Annotated in this window: 12 protein-coding genes; 5 read left to right on the forward strand and 7 right to left on the reverse strand. The window is 33.2% G+C overall.

Features of this window, described 5'->3' with window-relative positions; translation table 11 throughout:
- Positions 1–92 precede the first annotated feature (92 nt).
- The 4 genes from ACFFLS_RS07570 to ACFFLS_RS07585 all read right to left on the reverse strand — a co-directional run bounded on the left by ACFFLS_RS07570 (position 93) and on the right by ACFFLS_RS07585 (position 7,863).
- Positions 93–2,060 (reverse strand): DUF3857 domain-containing protein, encoded by a 1,968-nt coding sequence (locus ACFFLS_RS07570; protein ID WP_379685926.1) that lies wholly within the window; start codon positions 2,058–2,060, stop codon positions 93–95.
- Positions 2,060–4,003, reverse strand: coding sequence for a DUF3857 domain-containing protein (locus tag ACFFLS_RS07575; RefSeq protein WP_379685927.1), 1,944 nt, complete (start codon positions 4,001–4,003; stop codon positions 2,060–2,062). Before ACFFLS_RS07575 ends, ACFFLS_RS07570 begins: the two co-directional genes overlap by 1 nt.
- Entirely contained in the window at positions 3,969–7,223 is a 3,255-nt protein-coding gene (locus ACFFLS_RS07580; protein WP_379685928.1) for a CDC27 family protein, read from the reverse strand. Before ACFFLS_RS07580 ends, ACFFLS_RS07575 begins: the two co-directional genes overlap by 35 nt.
- Before the next feature lie 205 nt (positions 7,224–7,428).
- Positions 7,429–7,863 carry a DUF4268 domain-containing protein gene (locus ACFFLS_RS07585; protein WP_379685929.1) on the reverse strand — a complete coding sequence of 145 codons (435 nt, stop codon included), beginning with the start codon at positions 7,861–7,863 and terminating at the stop codon, positions 7,429–7,431.
- A gap of 91 nt (positions 7,864–7,954) precedes the next feature.
- On the opposite strand from ACFFLS_RS07585, the gene ACFFLS_RS07590 reads away from it, so the two are divergent.
- Positions 7,955–8,611 carry an NUDIX hydrolase gene (locus tag ACFFLS_RS07590; RefSeq protein WP_379689266.1) on the forward strand — a complete coding sequence of 219 codons (657 nt, stop codon included), beginning with the start codon at positions 7,955–7,957 and terminating at the stop codon, positions 8,609–8,611.
- Positions 8,612–8,732: 121 nt separating this feature from the next.
- Positions 8,733–9,542: a lysophospholipid acyltransferase family protein gene (locus tag ACFFLS_RS07595; protein ID WP_379685931.1), complete on the forward strand. Its 810-nt coding sequence runs from the start codon at positions 8,733–8,735 to the stop codon at positions 9,540–9,542.
- 104 nt (positions 9,543–9,646) lie between these two features.
- Here the strand turns inward: ACFFLS_RS07595 and ACFFLS_RS07600 are convergent, their stop codons facing one another.
- Together ACFFLS_RS07600 and ACFFLS_RS07605 are read right to left on the reverse strand one after the other, a co-directional pair.
- A complete protein-coding gene (locus ACFFLS_RS07600) occupies positions 9,647–10,279 on the reverse strand; it encodes a DUF8845 family protein (protein ID WP_379685932.1) in 633 nt (210 codons plus the stop codon).
- A gap of 9 nt (positions 10,280–10,288) precedes the next feature.
- Complete coding sequence (locus ACFFLS_RS07605; protein WP_008462500.1) at positions 10,289–10,783, reverse strand: RNA polymerase sigma factor; 495 nt, start codon at positions 10,781–10,783, stop codon at positions 10,289–10,291.
- 145 nt (positions 10,784–10,928) lie between these two features.
- Here ACFFLS_RS07605 and ACFFLS_RS07610 point away from each other — a divergent pair, with 145 nt between their 5' ends.
- Complete coding sequence (locus ACFFLS_RS07610) at positions 10,929–13,694, forward strand: carboxypeptidase-like regulatory domain-containing protein (protein WP_379685933.1); 2,766 nt, start codon at positions 10,929–10,931, stop codon at positions 13,692–13,694.
- A 1-nt stretch (position 13,695) separates the two neighbouring features.
- Positions 13,696–18,228 carry a TonB-dependent receptor plug domain-containing protein gene (locus ACFFLS_RS07615; RefSeq protein WP_379685934.1) on the forward strand — a complete coding sequence of 1,511 codons (4,533 nt, stop codon included), beginning with the start codon at positions 13,696–13,698 and terminating at the stop codon, positions 18,226–18,228.
- Between the two features lie 63 nt (positions 18,229–18,291).
- On the opposite strand, the gene ACFFLS_RS07620 is transcribed toward ACFFLS_RS07615, so the two are convergent.
- Positions 18,292–19,353, reverse strand: coding sequence for a DUF3810 domain-containing protein (locus tag ACFFLS_RS07620; protein WP_379685935.1), 1,062 nt, complete (start codon positions 19,351–19,353; stop codon positions 18,292–18,294).
- A gap of 189 nt (positions 19,354–19,542) precedes the next feature.
- Here ACFFLS_RS07620 and ACFFLS_RS07625 point away from each other — a divergent pair, with 189 nt between their 5' ends.
- On the forward strand, positions 19,543–21,003 hold the full coding sequence (locus tag ACFFLS_RS07625; RefSeq protein ID WP_379685936.1) for an aminoacyl-histidine dipeptidase: 1,461 nt from the start codon (positions 19,543–19,545) through the stop codon (positions 21,001–21,003).
- Positions 21,004–21,141: the final 138 nt, after the last annotated feature.

Genomic DNA, 21,141 nt, shown 5'->3' on the forward strand with positions numbered 1-21,141 from the left:
GGAATTTTTTAGTTTCGATTTCTATAAAAAAACAAATTCCAAACCTCAAGAGATTTGGAATTTGGAATTTCTTATTTGGAATTTAATAAAAACTATTGCGTAACAATAACCACAATTTTATTAAAATCGGCAGCGGCATTAATTACGGCTTTGTATTGCTCAAAACTCGATAATGGATAATTGATGATGTTGTAAAACTCTGTATTTTCAATTACCACTTCGTTTTTGTTTTGTGTATAGTTGCTAGTAAAAGCTGCTTCGGTTTTACCGTTCAAGTCTGTTTTGAAATTCATTACAAACTTGTCTAAGTTTTTAATTGTAGCGCCCTCAGGAAGCAAAATTTTGATTTTTCTGGTGTAGTAATGCGGATAATCAATTTCGATTGGCAGCATACGTTTATTCTCCTGATAAAATTCCATTTGACGACCAATTGTCTGACCTACAGAAAATAAGTAATTATTTCCAGCTTTCTGAATCATTTCTTTTCCGTCAAAAGTCAAATTCATTATATATGGTTTTTTACCAATAAATTCGGTTCCATCATTTTCAGTAGAAAGTGTTTTATACTCATTTTGAAGTGTATAATTCTCAGAAATTGATTTCAGCATCGTTTTGTATTGTTCTGCTGAAACAAAATCTTTTAAGGGCTGAAAATTCATTCCAGAATAACCGCCGTAAGTCATTTTGCTGCTAACTAACGGATTTTCGATGTCTTTAGTAAAATCGACCGTAATATCCATGTAATCGTGCGTGATTTCGGTTCCAGGAATTTCGATAAAATTAATTTCTCCAATTCCCATAGAAACTCCTCCAAACATTTTTTCTTTGATGAAAAGTCCATTGTTATTGCCTAAATTATTAGGGAAAAGCGGCAGACGGTATTCGATTTCTGTTGGAGTAATATATTTTTTGATAGCCGGGAAATAGAATAAAAATTCGCTTAAATTTTCATGGCTTTCAAAATCTTTGTCAAAAGGAATTTTATAACGGCTTGAAGTAAATACAAGGTTTTGTTCTATTTTAAAATACTTAAAAACCGCAATATACAATTTAACAATATCGGGACTGTTTGCTTGTTTAGACGAAATTACTTCGCTTAAAGAGGCTTTAGAATCAATATATTGATCGTAAATGATTGTTTTTTTGATTTTGTTTTCAATGTTCCAGATTTGCTCCTGAACATCTTTTGACTGCGGAATATTGCTGCAGAAAGAGGCCAAAGCTTTTTCTTGTTTTTTATCTAAAACCGGATTAACTAGTTCGTAAGTATTGGTTGCATATTCTTTAAAATTATTTAAATTTTTGGTACCTGTAATCAGGTTGGCATCCAATTTATAACGGAAAAGTTTTAGTTTCACATCCCAGTTTGAATAAGCTTCGTCATCTTTCAGGGCTGGAATATCTTTTTCAACAATAGACAATATTTTTTTTTGTTCTAATGTTTTATCGTCTAATACTGGTTCGCTTAAACCGTTGTAAGATTTGGTTTTAAAGATAAGATGCTCAGGTGCAATCAAGGCAAAATTGTATTCTGCAATAGGATATTCGTCTTGCATTTTGATTGTATTTCCTTTCAAGTTCGGAAGTTCTTCAAAAACATATAATTTTTCGATAACAGCACCTTTTTCAAGACCGTTTACCGCAAAAAAGTTGTATTTAACGCCTTTTTCCTGATCTACTTCTTCCTTGATGTCTTTTTTATCAAGCGTGATTACTTTTCCGTTTTTCAGAATAACGCGTGCTCTAGTTACCAGAATATTGGCCTGATCACCAAACGGAATGTAGATTTTATTGTTTCGCTCAATTGCATCATCAGAATTAATGTATTTTTTTTCGTGAATTAAACGATATTGTGCAGATGAGTTTTTGTCTACAACCAATTCAATTTTTACAATACGATTTAAAATAACTTCTTTCTCGTTTTCGTAATTTTTTGGAACATCTACTTTGGTTTCAGAAGACCATTCGTATTTTTTGAAACTGTAGTCCTGTGCAAAAAACACCGTAGTGCTGAGCAGGGCAACAAAGGTTAGGAGAGTTTTGAATAATTGTTTCTTCATTATTTTTCTTGTAAGATTATGGTTTCGTTATAGTTGGTCTTCAATTTTTTGATTGTTTCATTCCAAGGCTCAAAATCAGGTTTATTGAGCAGTAATTTTTTCTGAGATAAATCTATGTTTAAAGACAAAATATTGTTTTTGAGTACATATGAAAATTTAGCATTCATATAATCATTATTAAGTTCAAAATTTTTCGGAAGATATTTTATTGAAAATTTCTCTGGAATTTTTAAACTGTATTGGGTCGAAAACTCGGTAAGATATTCATATTCGAATTGAGCAACTCTGTCTTTTTCTAAAGTTGCTTTTTCAAAAAATTTATCCAAAAACAGATTCACATAAATTTCTTTATCCACATTTAAAATGTAACTGTCTAATTCAAAATTGTAATCAACCACATACGGAAGTTCCTTTTCTGTAAGGTTGGCTTCTTTAAAATCGATAAGGTTGAATTTGTTATTGCCTTTTAAAACCAGTGATTTAACCATTTCCTTACGTTCTTTGTTTGATGCATCGCCAATCTGCATCAAGATATGGCTTCGGTTGTAACCTGATCTTTCCATTCTTGCAGATCCTAACAATTTGCTTCCAGAAATACTAAGGTTTACATTCTCCTTTACTTTATTTTCAGAGGCTGGAACAATCGGCACTGGGTAAATTTTGTATTGGTCATTTTCGCTGAACAATACTTCTTTTCCTTGAATAAAAGCAGTCGGAATTCCGTAACGCGTTTCTTTATCTGTACCGTCCAAAAACACATAATCGTTGTCTTTTTTTAAGATTGCAATCATATGATTGTCGACAGAAGGCGTCGCGAGGTCTTTGTACGTGTACGGAATACTGCGCGTACCAATCCAGGCAAGAGTTACATTTTTGATACCGGCATATTGCGACATACAGGTAATGATGCTTGCCATATCTTTACAGTCTCCAAATTTTCGGTGAAAAACCAAACTGGCTTCACGAGGTATAAAACCTTCATAGCCATTCTCAAAAGCAATGTATTTGATGTTCTGTTTTACCCAGTAAAAAATGCTTTTTACCTTTTCTTCTTCGGTAGTTTTATCTTTTGTAAGCTCTAAGGCAAGTGCTTTTAATTCTGGATCTTCGGTTTTATTTAGGTCTTTTACGAATTGTTTGTAATAATTAAACAGTTCGGCAACATCTCCTAAAACCGGAACCATTTTGTTGTTTGCCTTATATTCCTTGATATAAAAATCAATGTGAGGAACCTGATACAAATAGCCTGGAGCACCAGCTTCAAATTTGATCGGTTTGCTTTCGGTTATGGCCCATCTGTAAACCCATTTTCCTTTTTTTTCTGTTTTCGAAAAAGAGATAGTGTTGTTAGGATCGTTAAAAATCTTATAATCAATCACTACGTTTTTATCTGTTTTTACTTCAAGAGCCGCATTTTGTATCGGCATGTGGCTGCCAAATATAAATTTATGAAGTAGGTGAGGGTCTATAAATTGTGTTTGATAATTGTACACTTTTACAGCTCCTGGTTCCATGTTTGGAAAAATAAGCTGACGCTCTTTTACATCATTATAAAAGATAGAGCTTTGCTGTGATTGCTTTTCCAGCGATTGTGTCACTTTTATTTTTTTGTCTTTTCCGTTTTCATTCAGCAATGTGTATGCATCATAGCTTTTAAGACGGATAAGATCAGAATAAGAAAACGATTCTTTATTGCTGATAATACCGTTCTGCGTTAGAATCATCGCTTCATAATGATTGTCCTGAATAACTTTTAAGGAATTATTTTCAATAGAAATATCGTAAGACTCTGAGTTATCGAGTATGATTTCATTATAATCAGGATATAAGTTTTTTATATCCTGATATGATTTTTGTGCCGAAACTGAAATTGAACCTAAAACAAAAAAAAGTAATAAAAGTGCTTGTTTACCTGATGACATCGACCAATTCATCTGAATCATATTTTCTAGTTTCTATAAGTTTTCCTCCGTTGTAAATCAGAGCATTTCCATGTAATTCGTCATTTTTGAAAGGAATGGTCGCCCAAAGTTGGCCATTTTCTTTAAAATATTCCTGATTACCATCGTATTCATTGTGATTGAAATGTTCTTTTTTGTAGATTTTTCCACTTGGATAATATTCAATTCGATCTCCGTGAAGGACATTTGCGGCATAAGAACTTTCAAAATCCGGTTTTCCTTCAATGTTGTAAATCATGAATTTTCCTTCCATACTTCCTTTTTCCATTTTGAATTGGATTGCAGTTTTTCCATTCGGATAAGCAGAAGAAATCTGAGCAGTCTGTTTTTCGATAACTATTTTATCTGTCAATTCTCCTGTTTTGTTTTTCTTGATGTAGAATTTAGCTACACCATTTTCATAACCCACAATTAACACAGGCTCACCTTTCTGATTATAGAAAGTAGTATTTCCATCTTTTACATCATTCACGTAAGTGGTTTCAGATAGTTTCGTATTGTTGTTGTAATAACGAATAGTTTTACCATTTTCTACTCCAAATGTATATTCTAAACTCAATTTTAAGTTTCCTACATAATCGTAGTATTTGTTCAATCCGTTTAATTTACCAATGTAATAGTTGTTTTCGTTAAGGATAGCGCCAGTCGGACCGTATTTTTTATACAAATTATGAAGTGAGCCATTGAAATACTCAGTTTCGGATATTTTAGTTTTAAACTTGTCCAATGTTACAACTTTGCCATCTAAAATTCCGTTTTTGTAATTGAAGTTTTTCGTATAAGCTCCTTTGTTGTATGAAATTAAAAATTGTCCGTTTTTGTTTTTAAAATCAATTTCGTTTTCCAGTTTTTCATCATTGCTAAAAGTTTTAGCAGTCGTTGCATAACCAGAAATATAATAGTCGATACGCGAAATTTTTCCATTTTGCGTATAAGTAATTTTGTTGTTGGTTACATCATTATTTACCAAAACTCCTTCAGTACTGATTTTTCCATCAGAATAAAAAGTAGTAAACGGACCGCTCTGTTCTCCTTTGTCATAATGATATATCTGGCTTACCTTGTTGTCTGAGTACACTTCGTAAAGTCCGTTTAAATCACCATCAGTTAGATGATAAACACTAGAAAGATTGCCGCTTTCCTCGTAATTTTTAGTCACACCGTTTGCTTGACCGTTTTTATAGAATTCTTTAAGTCTTATAACTCCAGATGGGTATAGATAATTCCATTCTCCTGCTTTTTTGCCTTTTTCAAAAGCTCCTGAAACTTTTAAAGTCCCATCGTAATTTTTTACTTCAAAACCTTTTTTAGAAAGACTAACATCTGTTCCTTTAGGAGTTGTGGCTGTATATTGAACTCCAGATTTTATCTCTCCCGATTTGTATTTTTCTTCAAAATATTTGTTTCCGTCGATGTCAAAACAGAGATACGATTCCATTTCTTCTTTATCATTATAGATGGTTTCATATGTTTTTTTACCATTTTCGGCATAATCAGTTGTAGTCTTGATTTTTCCGCCAACATAGGTATTTTCCTTTTTCAAGGATTTATTCGGATAATAAGATTTGTAAGAACCTTCTATATTTCCGTTTTTATAATTAGCTTCTGCTTTTAGTATTTTACCGTCATAGTATTCAACATACGGACCTTCAATATTGTCGTTTACACAGCTGTAAGTTTCTGTGATAGCTCCAGCTTCGTTGTAAACGGTATATTTCCCATTGACTTTATTTGCAGTAAATTGCGCTTCTCTTTTCTTCTTTCCATTTTCGAATAAGCAAATCAGCAATCCATTTTTTTCTCCGTTTGTAAAATTAACTTCACAGTTTTTACCGCCGTTTGGATAGTAAGAAGCACTGATTCCCTCTAAAACGTCGTTTTTGTAATTTTCAACTATAGAAATGTTTCCGTTTTCATAATAAGCGGTTCTCGTTCCGTTTAGTTTTCCGTCTGTAAAGAATTTCTCCTCGGTTAAAATTCCTTTGTCACTATAATATTTCTGTTGTCCATCAAGTTTTCCATTCTTAAAGTTCAGGTCGCCTGCTAGATTTCCAAATGAATTTAGGTATTTGCATCTACCTTCGAATAATTTATTTATTTGTTTACCAATTATGTAAGGTCTTTCGTTGTCAATAGAAACAATAACTTCTTCTGTCTGGCCAAACATGTCAAGTTTCCTTTTTCCAAAAGCTGACCAAAAATCAGCCTGAAGATAGTCGCTAACAAAAGCTAGAATTTTCTTTTTTTGTTTGTTTAATTCTTTTGAAAGCTGTTCTTCCATAGAAAGAAGACTGTAGTACGAAAAAGCCTCGAGTTGGTTTTTTTCTACCATTTGTTTTACCCATGGAATATAAGTAGTCTCAAAAAAACCGTCTTCCATTTTGTGTTCTACAGCATATTCTGCAACAGCCTGAATCTGACGTGTTATTTTATCGTCGATGGTTGATTTGATTTTATATGCTTTATTTAATGGAAGCTGATTTCGAAGAATGGTTTCTATTTCTTCAAAGTTGTCTCCCGATTTAGAAAAAACCAGCTTGTTTTCTGCAATATATTGCTGTCCGTAATTGGCATTTAATTGTACAATGGCTTGATTAGCGTACTGTCCTGTAGGAGAAAGTACCAAATAGCTCATTAAAGCAAGTGTTCCCTCGGCTATTTTACCATTTTCGAAAGCACAGATGCCCAGCAAATAATGCGAAGAAGCATGATTTGGATTGTTTGTAATGATACTTTTTAGGATATCTACCGCTTTTTGTTGCTCACCTTTGCGAACATAAAGCAAAGCCAGATTATATTGAAAAGAAGAGGAATTGCTTAAATATTTATTTCCTTCTGTAAAGATTTTTTCTGATGCCTCGTACTCTTTTTCATTGCTTAAGAAAATTCCGTACAATTGATAAAGCTCTGGATTTTCGGCCATTTTGCCTTTGTTGTATAAATCTTCCAGAAATTTTTTAAGTTCTGCTTTTTTTTCTTGTGCGCTTAGCGTAAGGGCAATTTCGTACTGTGCAGTTAGATATTTGGGATCTATTGTGCTGATTTTTTGGTATTCTTTAATTGCTTCGTCGTATTTTTTATTGTTGTGAAGCGTAATACCTTTTTTGATGATTGAATCGTTATTGTAAACGAAAGCATAATCGGTTTGAGAGTAGTTTTTTGAAAATGAAACTAAAAAAAACACAAGCAAAATTTTTTTCATTGCACAGATTTAGGTTTTTTCAAATATAGAAATTTTAATGAAATCTATGCCTGTTATAGGTATTTCTTTATTAATTTTTTGTATATTATAAAATCCTTTGTGTAATTGCTACAAAAATGTAAGTTTATTTGTGTTATTGCTAATTTGATGTAATTGCAACTTGTTGTTAGTTAAAGTATTAAGATTTTGTTGTTTTTTAACCAGCTTATTCAATGTCTTTTATGAATTCATCATATTCAAGATAAAACATTTCTAGAGCATTCATTTTTTCAAAAAAGAAATCAAATATAGCATCCCAATTATTTCTGTTGCTAAAGCCAACGCCCAATTTTTCAACCCAGATGCGACTGATTGTTTTGCCGCTTTCAAGCGTAAAGTTTTTCTCAAAAACCAGGTCTTTTATAAATTCTTCTTCAAGTATAGTTTTTAGCGCTTCGATTTTTTCAAAATAAGCAATTCTTTTCTCTTCGCTTCGTTGTTCAATGTCAATTAAAACCTGCGCTTTTTTATTGTCTACAAAAAACTTAAAAGAGAAATCTTTTATTTTGGTATCATAAAGAACCCATTTGCGTGGATATTTTTCGGCAAAAGCCACCCAAAATTCTCTTTTTATCCTCTGAGATTCTTCTCTGCTGTACATTTTTAAGGTTTTAATTTTAGAAAACTTGCGACACCGCGTTTTCTAAAGTATATTTATATTTTATTTGAAAGTACAAAAATAAACTTTGATTATGAATTTTCAAGACTTTTTAGAGTATGTTCCTAACATTGTCCAAACAGCGCTTCCTGCTGTTGAGGCTCATTTAAAAATGGCACCCAAGGAACGTATTGAATCATTAAGAAATCTTGTTATTGAAGACCTGAATGCGAGAAAGGCAGCTGTGATGATGCTTTTGTATCCCAAAAAAGGGGAAACAAATTTAGTGCTGATAGTACGAAATACGTATAAAGGCATACATTCTGCGCAAATTGCTTTTCCGGGCGGTAAATTTGAGGAATCCGATTTTAACTTTGAAGCTACTGCGCTGCGTGAAACCCATGAAGAAATTGGAGTTGCGCCTGAATTTATAGAAATTGTAAAGCATTTTACGCCGATGTACATTCCGCCGAGTAATTTTCTGGTGCATCCTTTTTTAGGAATTGCAAAAAACGAACTTACTTTTTTTCCTGATTTACGTGAAGTGGCGAATATTATAGAACTGCCATTGAATGTTTTTCTGGATGATGAAATTATGATAGAGACCGAATTGTCAACTTCTTATGCTGCTGATGTTTTAGTTCCCGCATTTAAGATTCAGAATCAAATAGTGTGGGGGGCAACGGCAATGATTTTAAGTGAGCTGCGTGATGTTCTGCAACTCGCTTTTGCAGAAAATAAGCAGGCATAAAAAATTAACAATTTGATATTGTTTTGAATAACAGTAAATAGGAGGAAAATGTTAAGAAATATTCCTTAAAGAATAATTTTTGTATGTTTGCGAACCTAACAAAAAATAAGACAAAGTAGTTATGGGATTGTTTAAACGAAATCCTTTTGGGCATATATTATTCATCAAGAAATGGTTAATCAGAATTCTGGGGGCCATGACGCACCGAAGATACAGGGGTTTTAATGAATTGCAGATTGAAGGCTCGGAAATCATTAAAACATTACCGGATACTAATGTCTTGTTTATATCCAATCACCAAACTTATTTTGCTGACGTTGTAGCCATGTTTCATGTGTTTAACGCAAGTTTATCTGGACGTCAAGATACTATTAAGAATATTGGTTATCTGTGGCAACCCAAAATGAATATTTACTACGTTGCGGCCAAAGAAACCATGCAGGCAGGATTGTTGCCAAGAATTTTAGCTTATGTTGGCGCAATTACCGTAGAGCGCACTTGGCGTGCAAAAGGGGTAGATGTAACCGAAAAACGTGATGTGAACCCAAATGATACAGAAAACATCAAGATTGCTCTTGCAGACGGTTGGGTAATTACTTTTCCGCAAGGAACTACAAAATCTTTTAAACCTGTACGAAAAGGAACAGCCCATATAATCAAACAGCATAAGCCAATCGTAATTCCGATCGTAATTGACGGTTTCCGTCGTTCTTTTGATAAAAAAGGACTTCGAATGAAAAAGAAAAATATCCTACAGTCTTTTATTATTAAGGAACCTCTTGAGATTGATTATGAAAATGATACAATCGAACAGATTGTAGAAAAAGTAGAATACGCAATCGAACAGCATCCTTCGTTCTTAAAAGTAATTCCAGCAGAAGAAATCAAAGTACAGGAAGAACTTAATAAATTGAGAAGATGGGATTATTAAATTTGTAGTTTTTTGTTTCAAGTTTCAAGTTTCAGATTTAAAGTTTTAAAAGTTTCTATAGAAACCTTTGAACCTTTGTACCTCTGCACCTTTGCCCCTTAAAACTAAAAATCAATCTTTTTCAGCTCTTTATAATTAGCGTACAATCTTCTTAAAAGTATTCCATAAACCAATCTGTAGAAACACCAGAACAAGCCAAAGAATCCTGCGATTACTAAGATAAGAATGCCACAAGTAAGAAACATTGCTTTACCGCTTGCCGCCAATTTATCTCTTAAAAACTCCATATCGGGGTTGTATAGATAAACGATAAAGAAACTTAATATAGAAGAAACCACAATCATAGCCAGATTGTACCATACGTAATATTGCACCGTTTTTCGGGTTCTTAAAATCGAACTCATAAGCGATTTGGTAGCAATAGTAGTCGAAATTGTTTTGTAGTTTTTATAAAATAACAGTACAAATATGAATGCTACCACATAATTAAAATACGTTAAAAATTCGACAATTATTAAAATTTCCGGATGATTCGCTTTTTGTAAAACTTCATCGGTATTGATGAAAAGGTTAGAAAAAGTCGACAATGAAATTTCCAAAATGCTGATGATCAAAATCCATTTTACAATAGAAGATGATTTTTTGTGAATCATTTTGTAAATCTCTGTTTCAGAAATTTGCGCAAAAGAATCCGAGTTCTTTTTCCAGTCTTTTTTTAATAAATCCAGTTCTTTCATAAATATCTTTTAGGGATTTAGTATTTTTTTAAGTTTCCCTTTAATTCTGTTCATTTTTACCCTTGCATTCACTTCGCTAATTCCCAGAGTTTCTGCAATTTCCTGATAATCCTTGTCTTCCAAGTACATGAAAACCAAAGCTTTTTCGATGTCGTTTAGCTGGTAAACAGCTTTGTACATCAGTTTTATTTGTTCTTCCTCTTCATAATTATAATCGACATCTTTTACAAAATGCTGATGATTTTCATAATCTACGGTAGAAATGGTTCTTTTGGTTTTTCGGTATAGTGTAATTGCGGTATTTAAAGCGACGCGATAGGTCCAAGTCGAAAATTTGCTGTCGCCTCTAAATTTTGGATAAGCTTTCCATAATTGAATGGTAATTTCCTGAAACAGATCTTTGTGAGCATCTTCGCCGGCAGTATACAACCTACAAATTTTGTGGATTATATTCTGATTAGCCTGTAATTGCGCAACAAATGACTGTTCTAGGTTTTCGCTCATATAGATATTAGTAGCTCTTCAATGGGTTTTGTTACATTTCAAAAATAAAAAAATATTTTTTTGACTTTATCCGTTTTCTGATTTTTTTTGTTTTCCTTTCCAACCTTTTGCTCGCAAAGTTGCTCTATATATAAAAACATGGTTTATGAAAAAACTACTACTATTTCTTTTTACATCTGCAATTGGATTTTCACAGTCTATTTATAAAGGCAATGTGAGCGAAAAAGGCGCTCCGATTCCTGGCGCAACTATATGCGTGTTGAACACAAAAAACTGTACCACCTCAGATTTTGAAGGAAATTATGCTATTGAGGTCAAAAAAGGAGATCAGCTCCAGATTTCTTTTGTGGGCATGAAAACGCAAGTCATCAAAATCAGCAATCAGACTTTTCAGGAAGATGAGTTGATTGTGAATGAGATAGTAAGTAATGATTATATCAAAAAACTGGAAAAAACTGCCGATTCGGTTAAAATTTCAAAACCTACTGGGTATTTTAATTTCAATCTTGGTGCTTATCTGGGATATGATGAAATATCGAAAATAAACAGAAAAAGCGATGGTCTTTATGAATTGAAATACAAGTATGATTACGATAGATTATCATTTGAAATTAATCAGGAATATTTAATTTCTGCCCCTATTCGTCTTCCAAAATACCAGTCGTCATATGCACAAGGACGGAGCATAAATGGAGATTTGGCTTATCAATCGCCGGAAACCAATGAGATTTTCAGTTGGGGACCAAATGTCAATGCGTTGCAATATTCTTCTAATAGTTCAGAATATTATCCGCAGGGAAATATTGAAAACAGGACTTCTTTTGGTTCGGCTCCTTTGCAGCTTTATAATCCGAATCGTTTTTTTAGAAATTCTGAGGATAGCAAAATTGCATTTACTGGTCAGATTGAAAGTAGAAAAGGAAATTTTTTAAAGTTGAACTTTTCGTATAAAACGGGAAACATCACAATTCCAAATACCAGAAATAATGAAAGTACAACTTCTTTAAAATATTTTAGAACGGTTTCTCAATACAGCAAAATTGAAACTTTGTTGACATACAATAATTTCGAAAACAACTTCTCGAACTCAAATTTTGGGATAAATAAAGTTGTTTTTGCAAATGCAATAACTCCAGTGCATTTTGATACTAAATCGGCTTCTGTTTTAAGCAACGGAACACAGCGCAGTTATTCCGGATTTGAAAATAATCCTTATTATCTTACGGAGTTTAATCTTGATAGAAACAAGAGTCAGACTTTCTCTTTCAATTTCAACCATAAATTCAATAAAAACCGAATTTCTAATACTGTAAATACAAATTTTCAGTCTTCAGATGTTAAAAATGAAAACGGCCAGTCTTTTTATACTGCCGGAATTTCTGAGCCTAATTTTAATCAGAGAGTTGAAAAATTTAAAAGCTTTTCGGTTTCAGATGTTTTTAAACATGATTTTGGTTATTCAAAATATGTCGAATCGAAACTGGATCTAAGGTATCAAAACAGAGATTTAGAAAGAAACTTTTTCAACAGATACAATTCATTAAATGATTTTCCGAAGAATGCTTTAATGCAGACAACGTTTGATATTTCACAGAACAGATTTGAAGCTCTTTTTAATGTAAACGGATCAATTCTTATTGAAGATGTGCCTTTTTATTACAATGAAATGATTCTAAAAGCAAGTACCGACCTGAATTATTCTTCAACAGTAAAAAACGGCCTAATGCCTGGTTATTTTGTTTCGGTTGAACTGAGAAAGCTTTTTGATGAAGATTTTACTCTTACCATAACCAATCGTTATACCCAAACAGAACCTTCATTGCAAAACAACAATCTTAATTTTAATTCGCTGCACTATAGCTTAGATCAGTTTAAACAGCTTCAGAACAATCTGGAGCTCATTACGCCCAAAAATGCAGTTACAATCAATGAGAACAGTACAAATTTTGATCTGAATTATAGAATCAGTGGCAGCTGGAATTTATATCTAAATTACAATTTCAAAAAAGTTGATAATCTTTATGTTCCTCTTTATGACTCAAATGCTGTAAGCTGGTCTCCAAATGTAGATTACAAACAAAGAGGAGTGGAATTTAGCATAGAGAATCTTGGGTATTATCATAGAAATTTCAGATATAGTTTTAATCTGAACTTTACCTATTATAAAAATGAGGTGACGGCAATTCTTAATAACCAGAGCAGAATTCCTTTTGCCGGTTTTGCCGATATAAATAAAAATTACATTGTCGGACAACCGCTGGGAGTAATTGTCGGAAGTAGTTATTTAAGAGACGCTAATCAAAATATTATTATCGATGCAGATGGTTTTCCTATAAAAAATCTGGAGCCGAAAATTTTAGGGAATCCAAATCCTGATTTTGTGGTTGGTTTTTCTAATACTTTCCAATACAAACAATTCTCGCTCTATCTTGGATTTGACTGGAGCCAAGGCGGAAAACTTTGGAACGGAACCCAGCAGACCTTAAGCTATTATGGAAAATCGGAACTGACAGGTGAACAGCGAAATATTACAAATTACATTTTTGATGGCGTTACACAATCGGGAGCTGTAAACACCAAGGCGGTTTCGTTTTATGATGCAAATCAATCGGTCGGCCAAAATCGATGGACGCGTTACGGTATTGAAGGAATAAGTGAAGATGCTATTGAAGATGCCACTTATTTCAGGTTGAATTCGCTGAAATTGTCGTACAAGCACAATCACAATTATACAAGCAATAAAACAGAATTTACAATTTCGTTTTTTATGAATAATGTTTTTGTTGCGGCCAAAAGCAAATCTGCCTTTGCTCTAAATTCTATGTTTAATTCTTTAGACACTAGTGGTTTGGATTATTTTAATGCTCCAATGATGCGAAGCTTTGGTTCTTCGTTAACAATTAAATTTTAAGATGATGAAAAAAATATACCTTCTATTTTTATTGGCTTTTCAAGTTTTAATGGCTCAAAATGCTGAAACAGACTGGAATTTGGTTTATAAAAAATCAATCACCGAAAAAGTTTATTTGCAGCTTAACAATGTTTTGTATGTGCCTGGAGATATTATTTATTTTAGAGCTTTTATAAGTGAAGCTGATAACAGCCCAAACTCTTTGAGCGAATATCTGTATGTGGATATATTTGACAGCAGCGATAAAAAAATAGTGAGTCAGATGTATTCTATAGAAAATGCCGCGGCATCAGGATCTTATCTCATTCCTGACGACAAAGCTTCGGGACTTTATAAAATAAAGGCTTATACCAAAATGCAGACAAAACTGTCTGACGCTGTTTTTCAGAAAACGTTTTTTGTTCAGAAAGTAGTAGCACCACGAATCTTAATGACTTTAGATTTTAAGAAAAAAGCTTACGGTAGAGGAGAAACCTGCGAAGCCGATTTTGAACTTAAAAATCTCGAAAGTCTACCCATTAAAAATTATACTTTCAAATATGATGTTTTTATTGAAGGAAAAAAAATAGACTCGGCAGTAGTAGGAAAAACAGACGATTTTGGAAAAGCAATAATCAGTTTTAAGCTTCCGGAAGATTTAAAATCAAATGACGGGATTTTGAATGTCATGCTTGATTATGATAATTTTAAAGAATCGGTAACACGTTCTATTCCAATTAATCTGAATTTTATCGATTTACAATTTTTGCCAGAAAGTGGTCATTTGGTAGAAAACGAAAATTCGTCTTTGTTTTTTATTGCTAAAAATGAATTCGGACTTCCTATGGATACTGCTGGATTTATTGAAGATGAAGACGGAAACAAAATAGCCGATTTTAAGAGCGGACACGATGGAATGGGAAATGTGTTTCTGAAAACCGATGCAGCTAAAAAATATTTTGCAGTAGTAACTTCACCTTTTCAGTCGCAGGAAAAAATAGCAGTTCCTGAGGCTCAAAAAAATGTTTTTGTGATTAATGCGCAAAAGAAAAGCGAAAGTGTTTCGCTGGGTATCTTTTCGCCAACAGCAACAGATGCGAAAGTTTTGGTGCGCAATACATCGAAAATTTACAAAACGATTAAGGTAAATTTAAAGGAGGGTTGGAATTCTGTTGAAATAAAAACAAAAGAACTCCCAGTCGGAATTCAGTCTTTTTCGCTTTTGGTTTCAGATAAAATCGCGGCAGAAAGACTTGTTTTTCTAAATTATCAGGATGGACTTAAAATTGAAATTAAAACAGACAAGCAAAATTATCTGCCAAGAGAAAAAGTAAAGGTTTCGATTCTGACAAAAGATAAAAATAATAATCCGATTGCGTCGAGCCTTTCTGTGTCTGTTGTAGACGCGAAGCTTCTTGCTTATATTGATGACAAGCAGGATAATATTTTATCTTGGTTTTTATTGGGTTCTGAGTTAAAGGGTACAATTCACGAACCAAGATATTATTTTGACGAAAACAAGACGAAGGAAGATAGAGAAAGAGCAATAGATTTACTTTTGAATACGCATGGTTGGCGAAAATACAATCAGGAAAATCTTCAAAAACTTTTAGGATTGGCCAAAACGTTGCAACCTGAGAAAATCAATTCGATTGAAGGATTTGTCTTAAATCATAAAGGAAAACCGGTTTCGGTAAAAGTGCTTCTTTTTACTGATAAAGAAAAAGTGTATGAAACCAAGAGCAATTCAAGCGGGTATTTTGAATTTAGAAAAGTCAATTTTACAAGTTTTGGTTTATTGGCTGCAGAAGGAAATAGTGAGCGTAAATATACAATCAAAAATTCTATTACAAACGAGACAGAATTTGCAGTGATGCGAGATACACTTTCAAATTCTTCTTCATTAAATGTTGATTATAAATTCATAGAACAAAAAGAAAGTAAAAAAGATAAAGGCTTAATAAAAGGAAATTCGGTTTCTTTGGATTCAGATAATAATGCACTTCAAGAGGTAATAGTTACGGCTGGTTACGGCTCTTTAAATAGAAGCTCGCTTACAGGTTCTGTTGTTCGTATTACCAGTCAGGAAATTGCAAACAGTATCAGCGGCAGGGTAAGTGGAGTTCAGATTTCGCAATCGTCGGGACAAGTATCGGGAGCCGAAAAAGTTATGATCAGGGGCTTGAGCTCTATTTACGGAAGCAGATCTGGCGGTCAACCTTTAATTGTTATTGATGGAATTCCGTATACCGATAATGAAAATTCTTCTATTTTTGGTAGTTTGCCTGCAAGCGCCATACAATCTGTAACAGTTTTAAAAGATGCAAATGCGACTTCTATTTATGGTTCTGCAGCTGTAAATGGCGTAATTTTAGTGACCACAAAAAATAAATTGTATTTAGGAAAAATTCTCTTAGGGAAAAATTACCATTATACACTGCAGCATATTAACAAAGCAAACGGAAGAAAAATAAATGAGGCAGACAATTTTTATGTGCCAAAATATAAAACAGTAATTGCCGAAGAAAAAACAGATTTTAGAAGTTGTCTGTACTGGAATTCTGTTGTTCAAACCAATAACAACGGTACTGCAGCTTTTGAGTTTTATAATTCGGATGAAAATACTTCTTTTAAAATTTTGGCAGAAGGAACGTCTTACAAAGGAGATTTAGGCAAAGCAGAAGCTGTATATGCGGTAAAAGACCTGATTCAGACTGATGTAAAGGTACCGGTTTATGTTTCGCAAGAAGATTTTGTAAGGATTCCGCTTTGGCTTAAAAATAATTCCGATAAAAATGTAAAATTAGAAAACGGCGCTTTGTTGAATGGACAAAAAATTGAGTTTCAAAATTCGGTAATTGAGCTGAAGGCAAATGAATCAAGAACAGTTTTAATTTCGTTTTCTGCTGAAAAGGTTGGAAAGAATCAGCCTTTAGAAATTACGGTTAGTGGGGAAAATTTTAAAGCCAAAATCAAAAAGTCTATTGATGTTTATTTTAAAGGTTTTCCGAAGAATTTTGACCTTTCTGGATCCAAATCTCAAGCTGTAGATTTTGTGATTTCAGATCCGCTAGTAAGTACTATTGAAGGTGGTTTTAAATTATTTCACAATCCGTTTTCATTCATTTTTGACGGTCTTGAAAGTATGATTCGTGAGCCATATGGCTGTTTTGAGCAGGTTTCATCTTCCAATTATCCCAATATTATGGTAATGCAATTGTCAAAACTCAAAAATGTTTCTCCTGATTTTAAGATAAAAGCTTTGGGATTTTTAGAAAAGGGATATAAGAAATTAAAAAACTATGAGTCGAGGGGTGGAGGTTTTGAATGGTATGGAGGAAATCCCGGAAATGAAGCCTTGACTGCCTACGGTTTATTACAGTTTTATGAAATGAAAGAGTTCATTAATGTAGATCAAGCTATGATAACTCGTACGCTGGAATGGATAAACTCGAGAAAAGATGATAAAGGTGGTTTTAAAATGAATCATGCCAAATATGGCTTTTCAGGAGTAAAATATGAAGTTAATAATGCTTACATCGTTTATGTTTTGTCAGAAATAGGCGGTATTGATGTAGAAAAACAGTATCAAGCAGCTTTACAGGAAGCTTTAAAAAGCAATGATTTGTATCGCTTAACTTTGACAGCTCTAGCTTCTTTTAATCTAAAAAAAATAGATGAGTACAAAAAACTTATGACTTTGATTAGGGCTGAAGTTAACAAAAAAGGCATAAGAAATTTAGAAGCAGAACAATCTGTAGTCTACAGTCGCGGAAAATCAATGAATATTGAAATAGCAGCACTTTACGGACTGGCAATTTTAAAAGAGAAAGAGATTACCAAAGAGTTTTCAGAAATTTTGGATTATCTGCAAACCAACAAAACCAGCTACGGATTTGGTTCTACTCAAGCAACAGCCTTGACCTTGAAACTAATCGGAGAATTCACGAAAATAAGTAAGAATACTGAAGTTGTAGATAAACCTGAATTGTATTTGAATAACGAATCTGTTGATTTAACGCAGAAAGATCTGAATGGGAATGTAATGCTAAAGAATCTAAAAGTTAATCCGGGGAAAAACAATTTTTCATTGAAATCAACTGTTGAAAATGTTCCGTATTTGTTTTCTGTGCAGTACCATACTTTCACACCAGATAATTCAAAACAATGCAAATTGCTTTTAAAAACGAAAACGACAACTGAAAAGGTCAAAATCAGTGAAACGGTACGCGTTGAAATTGAAATTGAAAATACTGCCAATCAAGAGGTTTCAAATCCGATTATTAGAATCGGAATTCCAGGCGGATTGACACCAGAACCTTGGCAACTCAAGGTGCTGGTCGAAAAAAATGCGGCAGATTATTATGAGATTTTTGGTAACGAACTGGTCTTTTATTTCAGAAAACTAAATGCAAAAGAAACTAGAAAAATAAATATAGATTTTAAAGCCATTGTTCCCGGTAAATATAAAGGAATTGCTTCTTCTGCATATTTGTATTACGAAAGAGAAGACAAGAACTGGAATTCAGGAATAGAAGTAGAGGTGATTCCATAAATTCAATAAAAAAATGCTTGATAGATTTCTAAACTCTGTCAAGCATTTTTTTATTCATCATAATCAAAATTCTCTTTCTCGATAATAGTTAATCATCAAATCAATAAACTTGCTGTAGCTCTCCATTCCGTCTTTTTGGTTGTTTGATTTTAAGAAATTATCATACAAAAAATGAAAACCTTCATCAATAAAAGTGTCGTATTTTTTCCAGAAATCCTGACTTTCTTGATAATTTTTTAAAATTCCCGGATTTACTTGTTTTTTTAGAGCTTCAAAAACCTTTTCATTTTTAAACTTCCAGATTCCAAGGCAATAACGCAGGGCAAAACTATATCCCGAATATTCAAAATACAAATTGTCGTTTTTTACACAAGCCAAAACGCCTATAAAATTGCATTCGTTCTCACTTGCAAAACCTATTTGGTGCGCCATTTCATGAGATGCCGTAAGCGGAAAAGAATACATTGGCAGTAAGTCGTTTACTTGGGCTTCATTGGTAAAAGGGTTTAAGTATCCTCCAAAACCCATATAAGTCAGTGGTACGCTGAATAATGATTTTTTAACGCTTAGAGTTTCGTATGCAAAATAAGAATGCTCTTTGGCTAAATTATTATATCCATTTAAATTCAACTTAAAAACTTCTTTCTGAGAATAAGGAAGACTGATTTTTTTGTTTTTATCTTTTGTGATTTTAAACTGAATTTCATTGGTTTTTGTAATTAGCCTTTTAGTAAAAGCTAAAAGATCGGCATCAGTATATTCTCTTTTGATTTCCATTTTCTGATAAAGAGGCACACGATAATAATTGAAAGCCCAAAGAAGGTGAAAGAAGAAATAAAAAACAGCAATTTTGCCTAAGATTTTTAAGAAATGGTCTTTCCAATCTGTCTTCCATGTTTTCCTGATTTTCCAAAACCAGCCTATTATGGAAAGGATTAAAACAGCATAAATGCAATCGCCAACAGAAAACGGAATTTTCCCCAAAATACTCCTAGAAAAATGCGAAATTCTAACAAACAAATTATTGCTGTAAAAGCCTTCGATGAAATCCGGAAAAAACGGAAGTATTTTATAAAAAATGATTTGAACTAAAAGGAATAAGGGTAAAATGTATTTTGATTTCACAGTAATTTTTTTGGATAAGTAAATATAAAAAGAAGTTAGCCACAAATTGCACGAATCTTCACTAATTGATTAATTAGATAGAACTTTGGAACCATTATAATTTGTGCTAATTTGTGAAATTCGTGGCAAAAAAGTGTTTAAACTTTGTAACTTTGAGGCTCTTAATTGTTAAACGTCAAACAAAATATAATGAGTCAAGAAATAAGAAATCTAGAACCAAAAGTACTTTGGAATAAATTCGCAGATTTGAATGCTGTTCCGCGTCCTTCCAAAAAAGAAGAGCGTGTAATCGAGTTTATGAAAAACTTCGGAAACAGCTTAGGTTTAGAAACTTTTGAGGATGAAATCAGAAACGTAATCATCAGAAAACCGGCCACTCCGGGAATGGAAAATCGCAAACCAATCGTAATGCAAGGGCATTTGGATATGGTGCATCAAAAAAATGCAGATACTGTTTTTGATTTCGATACTCAAGGCATTGACATGTATGTAGACGGAGATTGGGTTCGCGCACGCGGAACCACGCTTGGTGCAGATAATGGGTTAGGGGTAGCTGCGATTATGGCAGTTTTAGAAAGTAAAGACATTCAGCATCCAGCAATTGAAGCTTTGTTTACAATTGACGAAGAAACTGGAATGACGGGAGCTTTAAACTTAAAAGGTGGCATTCTGCAAGGTCAGATTTTATTGAATCTGGATACCGAAGAAGACGACGAAATTGATATTGGATGCGCTGGAGGAATAGATGTAACAGCAACTCGTGCCTACAATGAAGAAGAGGTTCCAGAAGGTTCTGTTGGATATACAATTACCGTAAAAGGCTTAAACGGAGGACATTCGGGAATGGATATTCATAAAGGTTTAGGAAATGCAAATAAAATCATGAATCGTCTTCTTTTTGATGGTTTTGAAAATTTTGGACTGCAGGTTGCTGAAATAAATGGAGGAAGTTTACGAAATGCAATTCCGAGAGAAAGTGTGGCCAAAGTAATTATTTCTGAAATGTTTGATGAGGCGTATCTTTTTGATATGCAGGAGATCATTAATGATATCAAAACAGAATTTAAAACTACTGAGCCAAATCTTACAATCGAAATCGTAAAAAGCGATCTTCCAGAAAGCGTAATGGATTTAGGCGTTCAGGAAGGAATCATCAGAGCTATTTATGCAGCTCATAATGGTGTTTACCGAATGAGTGCAGATATGGAAGATTTAGTCGAAACTTCAAATAATATTGCAAGAGTGATTATAAAAGACGGCGAAATTTCAATTGGATGTCTGACTCGTTCTTCTGTAGAATCCTCAAAATTTGATTTGGCAAATGCGTTGCGCTCTGCTTTTGAACTTGTAGGTTGCGAAGTAGAACTTTCGGGTTCTTATCCAGGCTGGACACCAAACGTAAACTCTGAAATATTGGATACTTTGGTTGGAATTTATGAAAAACAAAATAACGAAAAACCAAAAGTTGTGGCTTGTCATGCTGGTTTAGAATGCGGTATTTTAGGAACCAACTATCCAGGAATGGATATGATTTCTTTCGGGCCAACAATTCACGGTGCACATTCCCCAGATGAAAGAGCGAGTATTGCTTCTTCTCAGAAATTCTGGAAATTTTTATTAGAAATTCTTTCTAGTATACCGGTTAAGTAAAGTGGTCAGTGTTCGGGTTTTTTTAGTGTTCAGTTGCTGTGCATTGAAATAAAACACTACTATAAAAAAAGAGAAAGCAATCTATTGATTGCTTTCTCTTTTTTTATTTCGTATTTGACCACTAAAAGGCTGATCACT

The organism is Flavobacterium procerum (assembly GCF_042431625.1).
Classification (GTDB): domain Bacteria; phylum Bacteroidota; class Bacteroidia; order Flavobacteriales; family Flavobacteriaceae; genus Flavobacterium; species Flavobacterium procerum.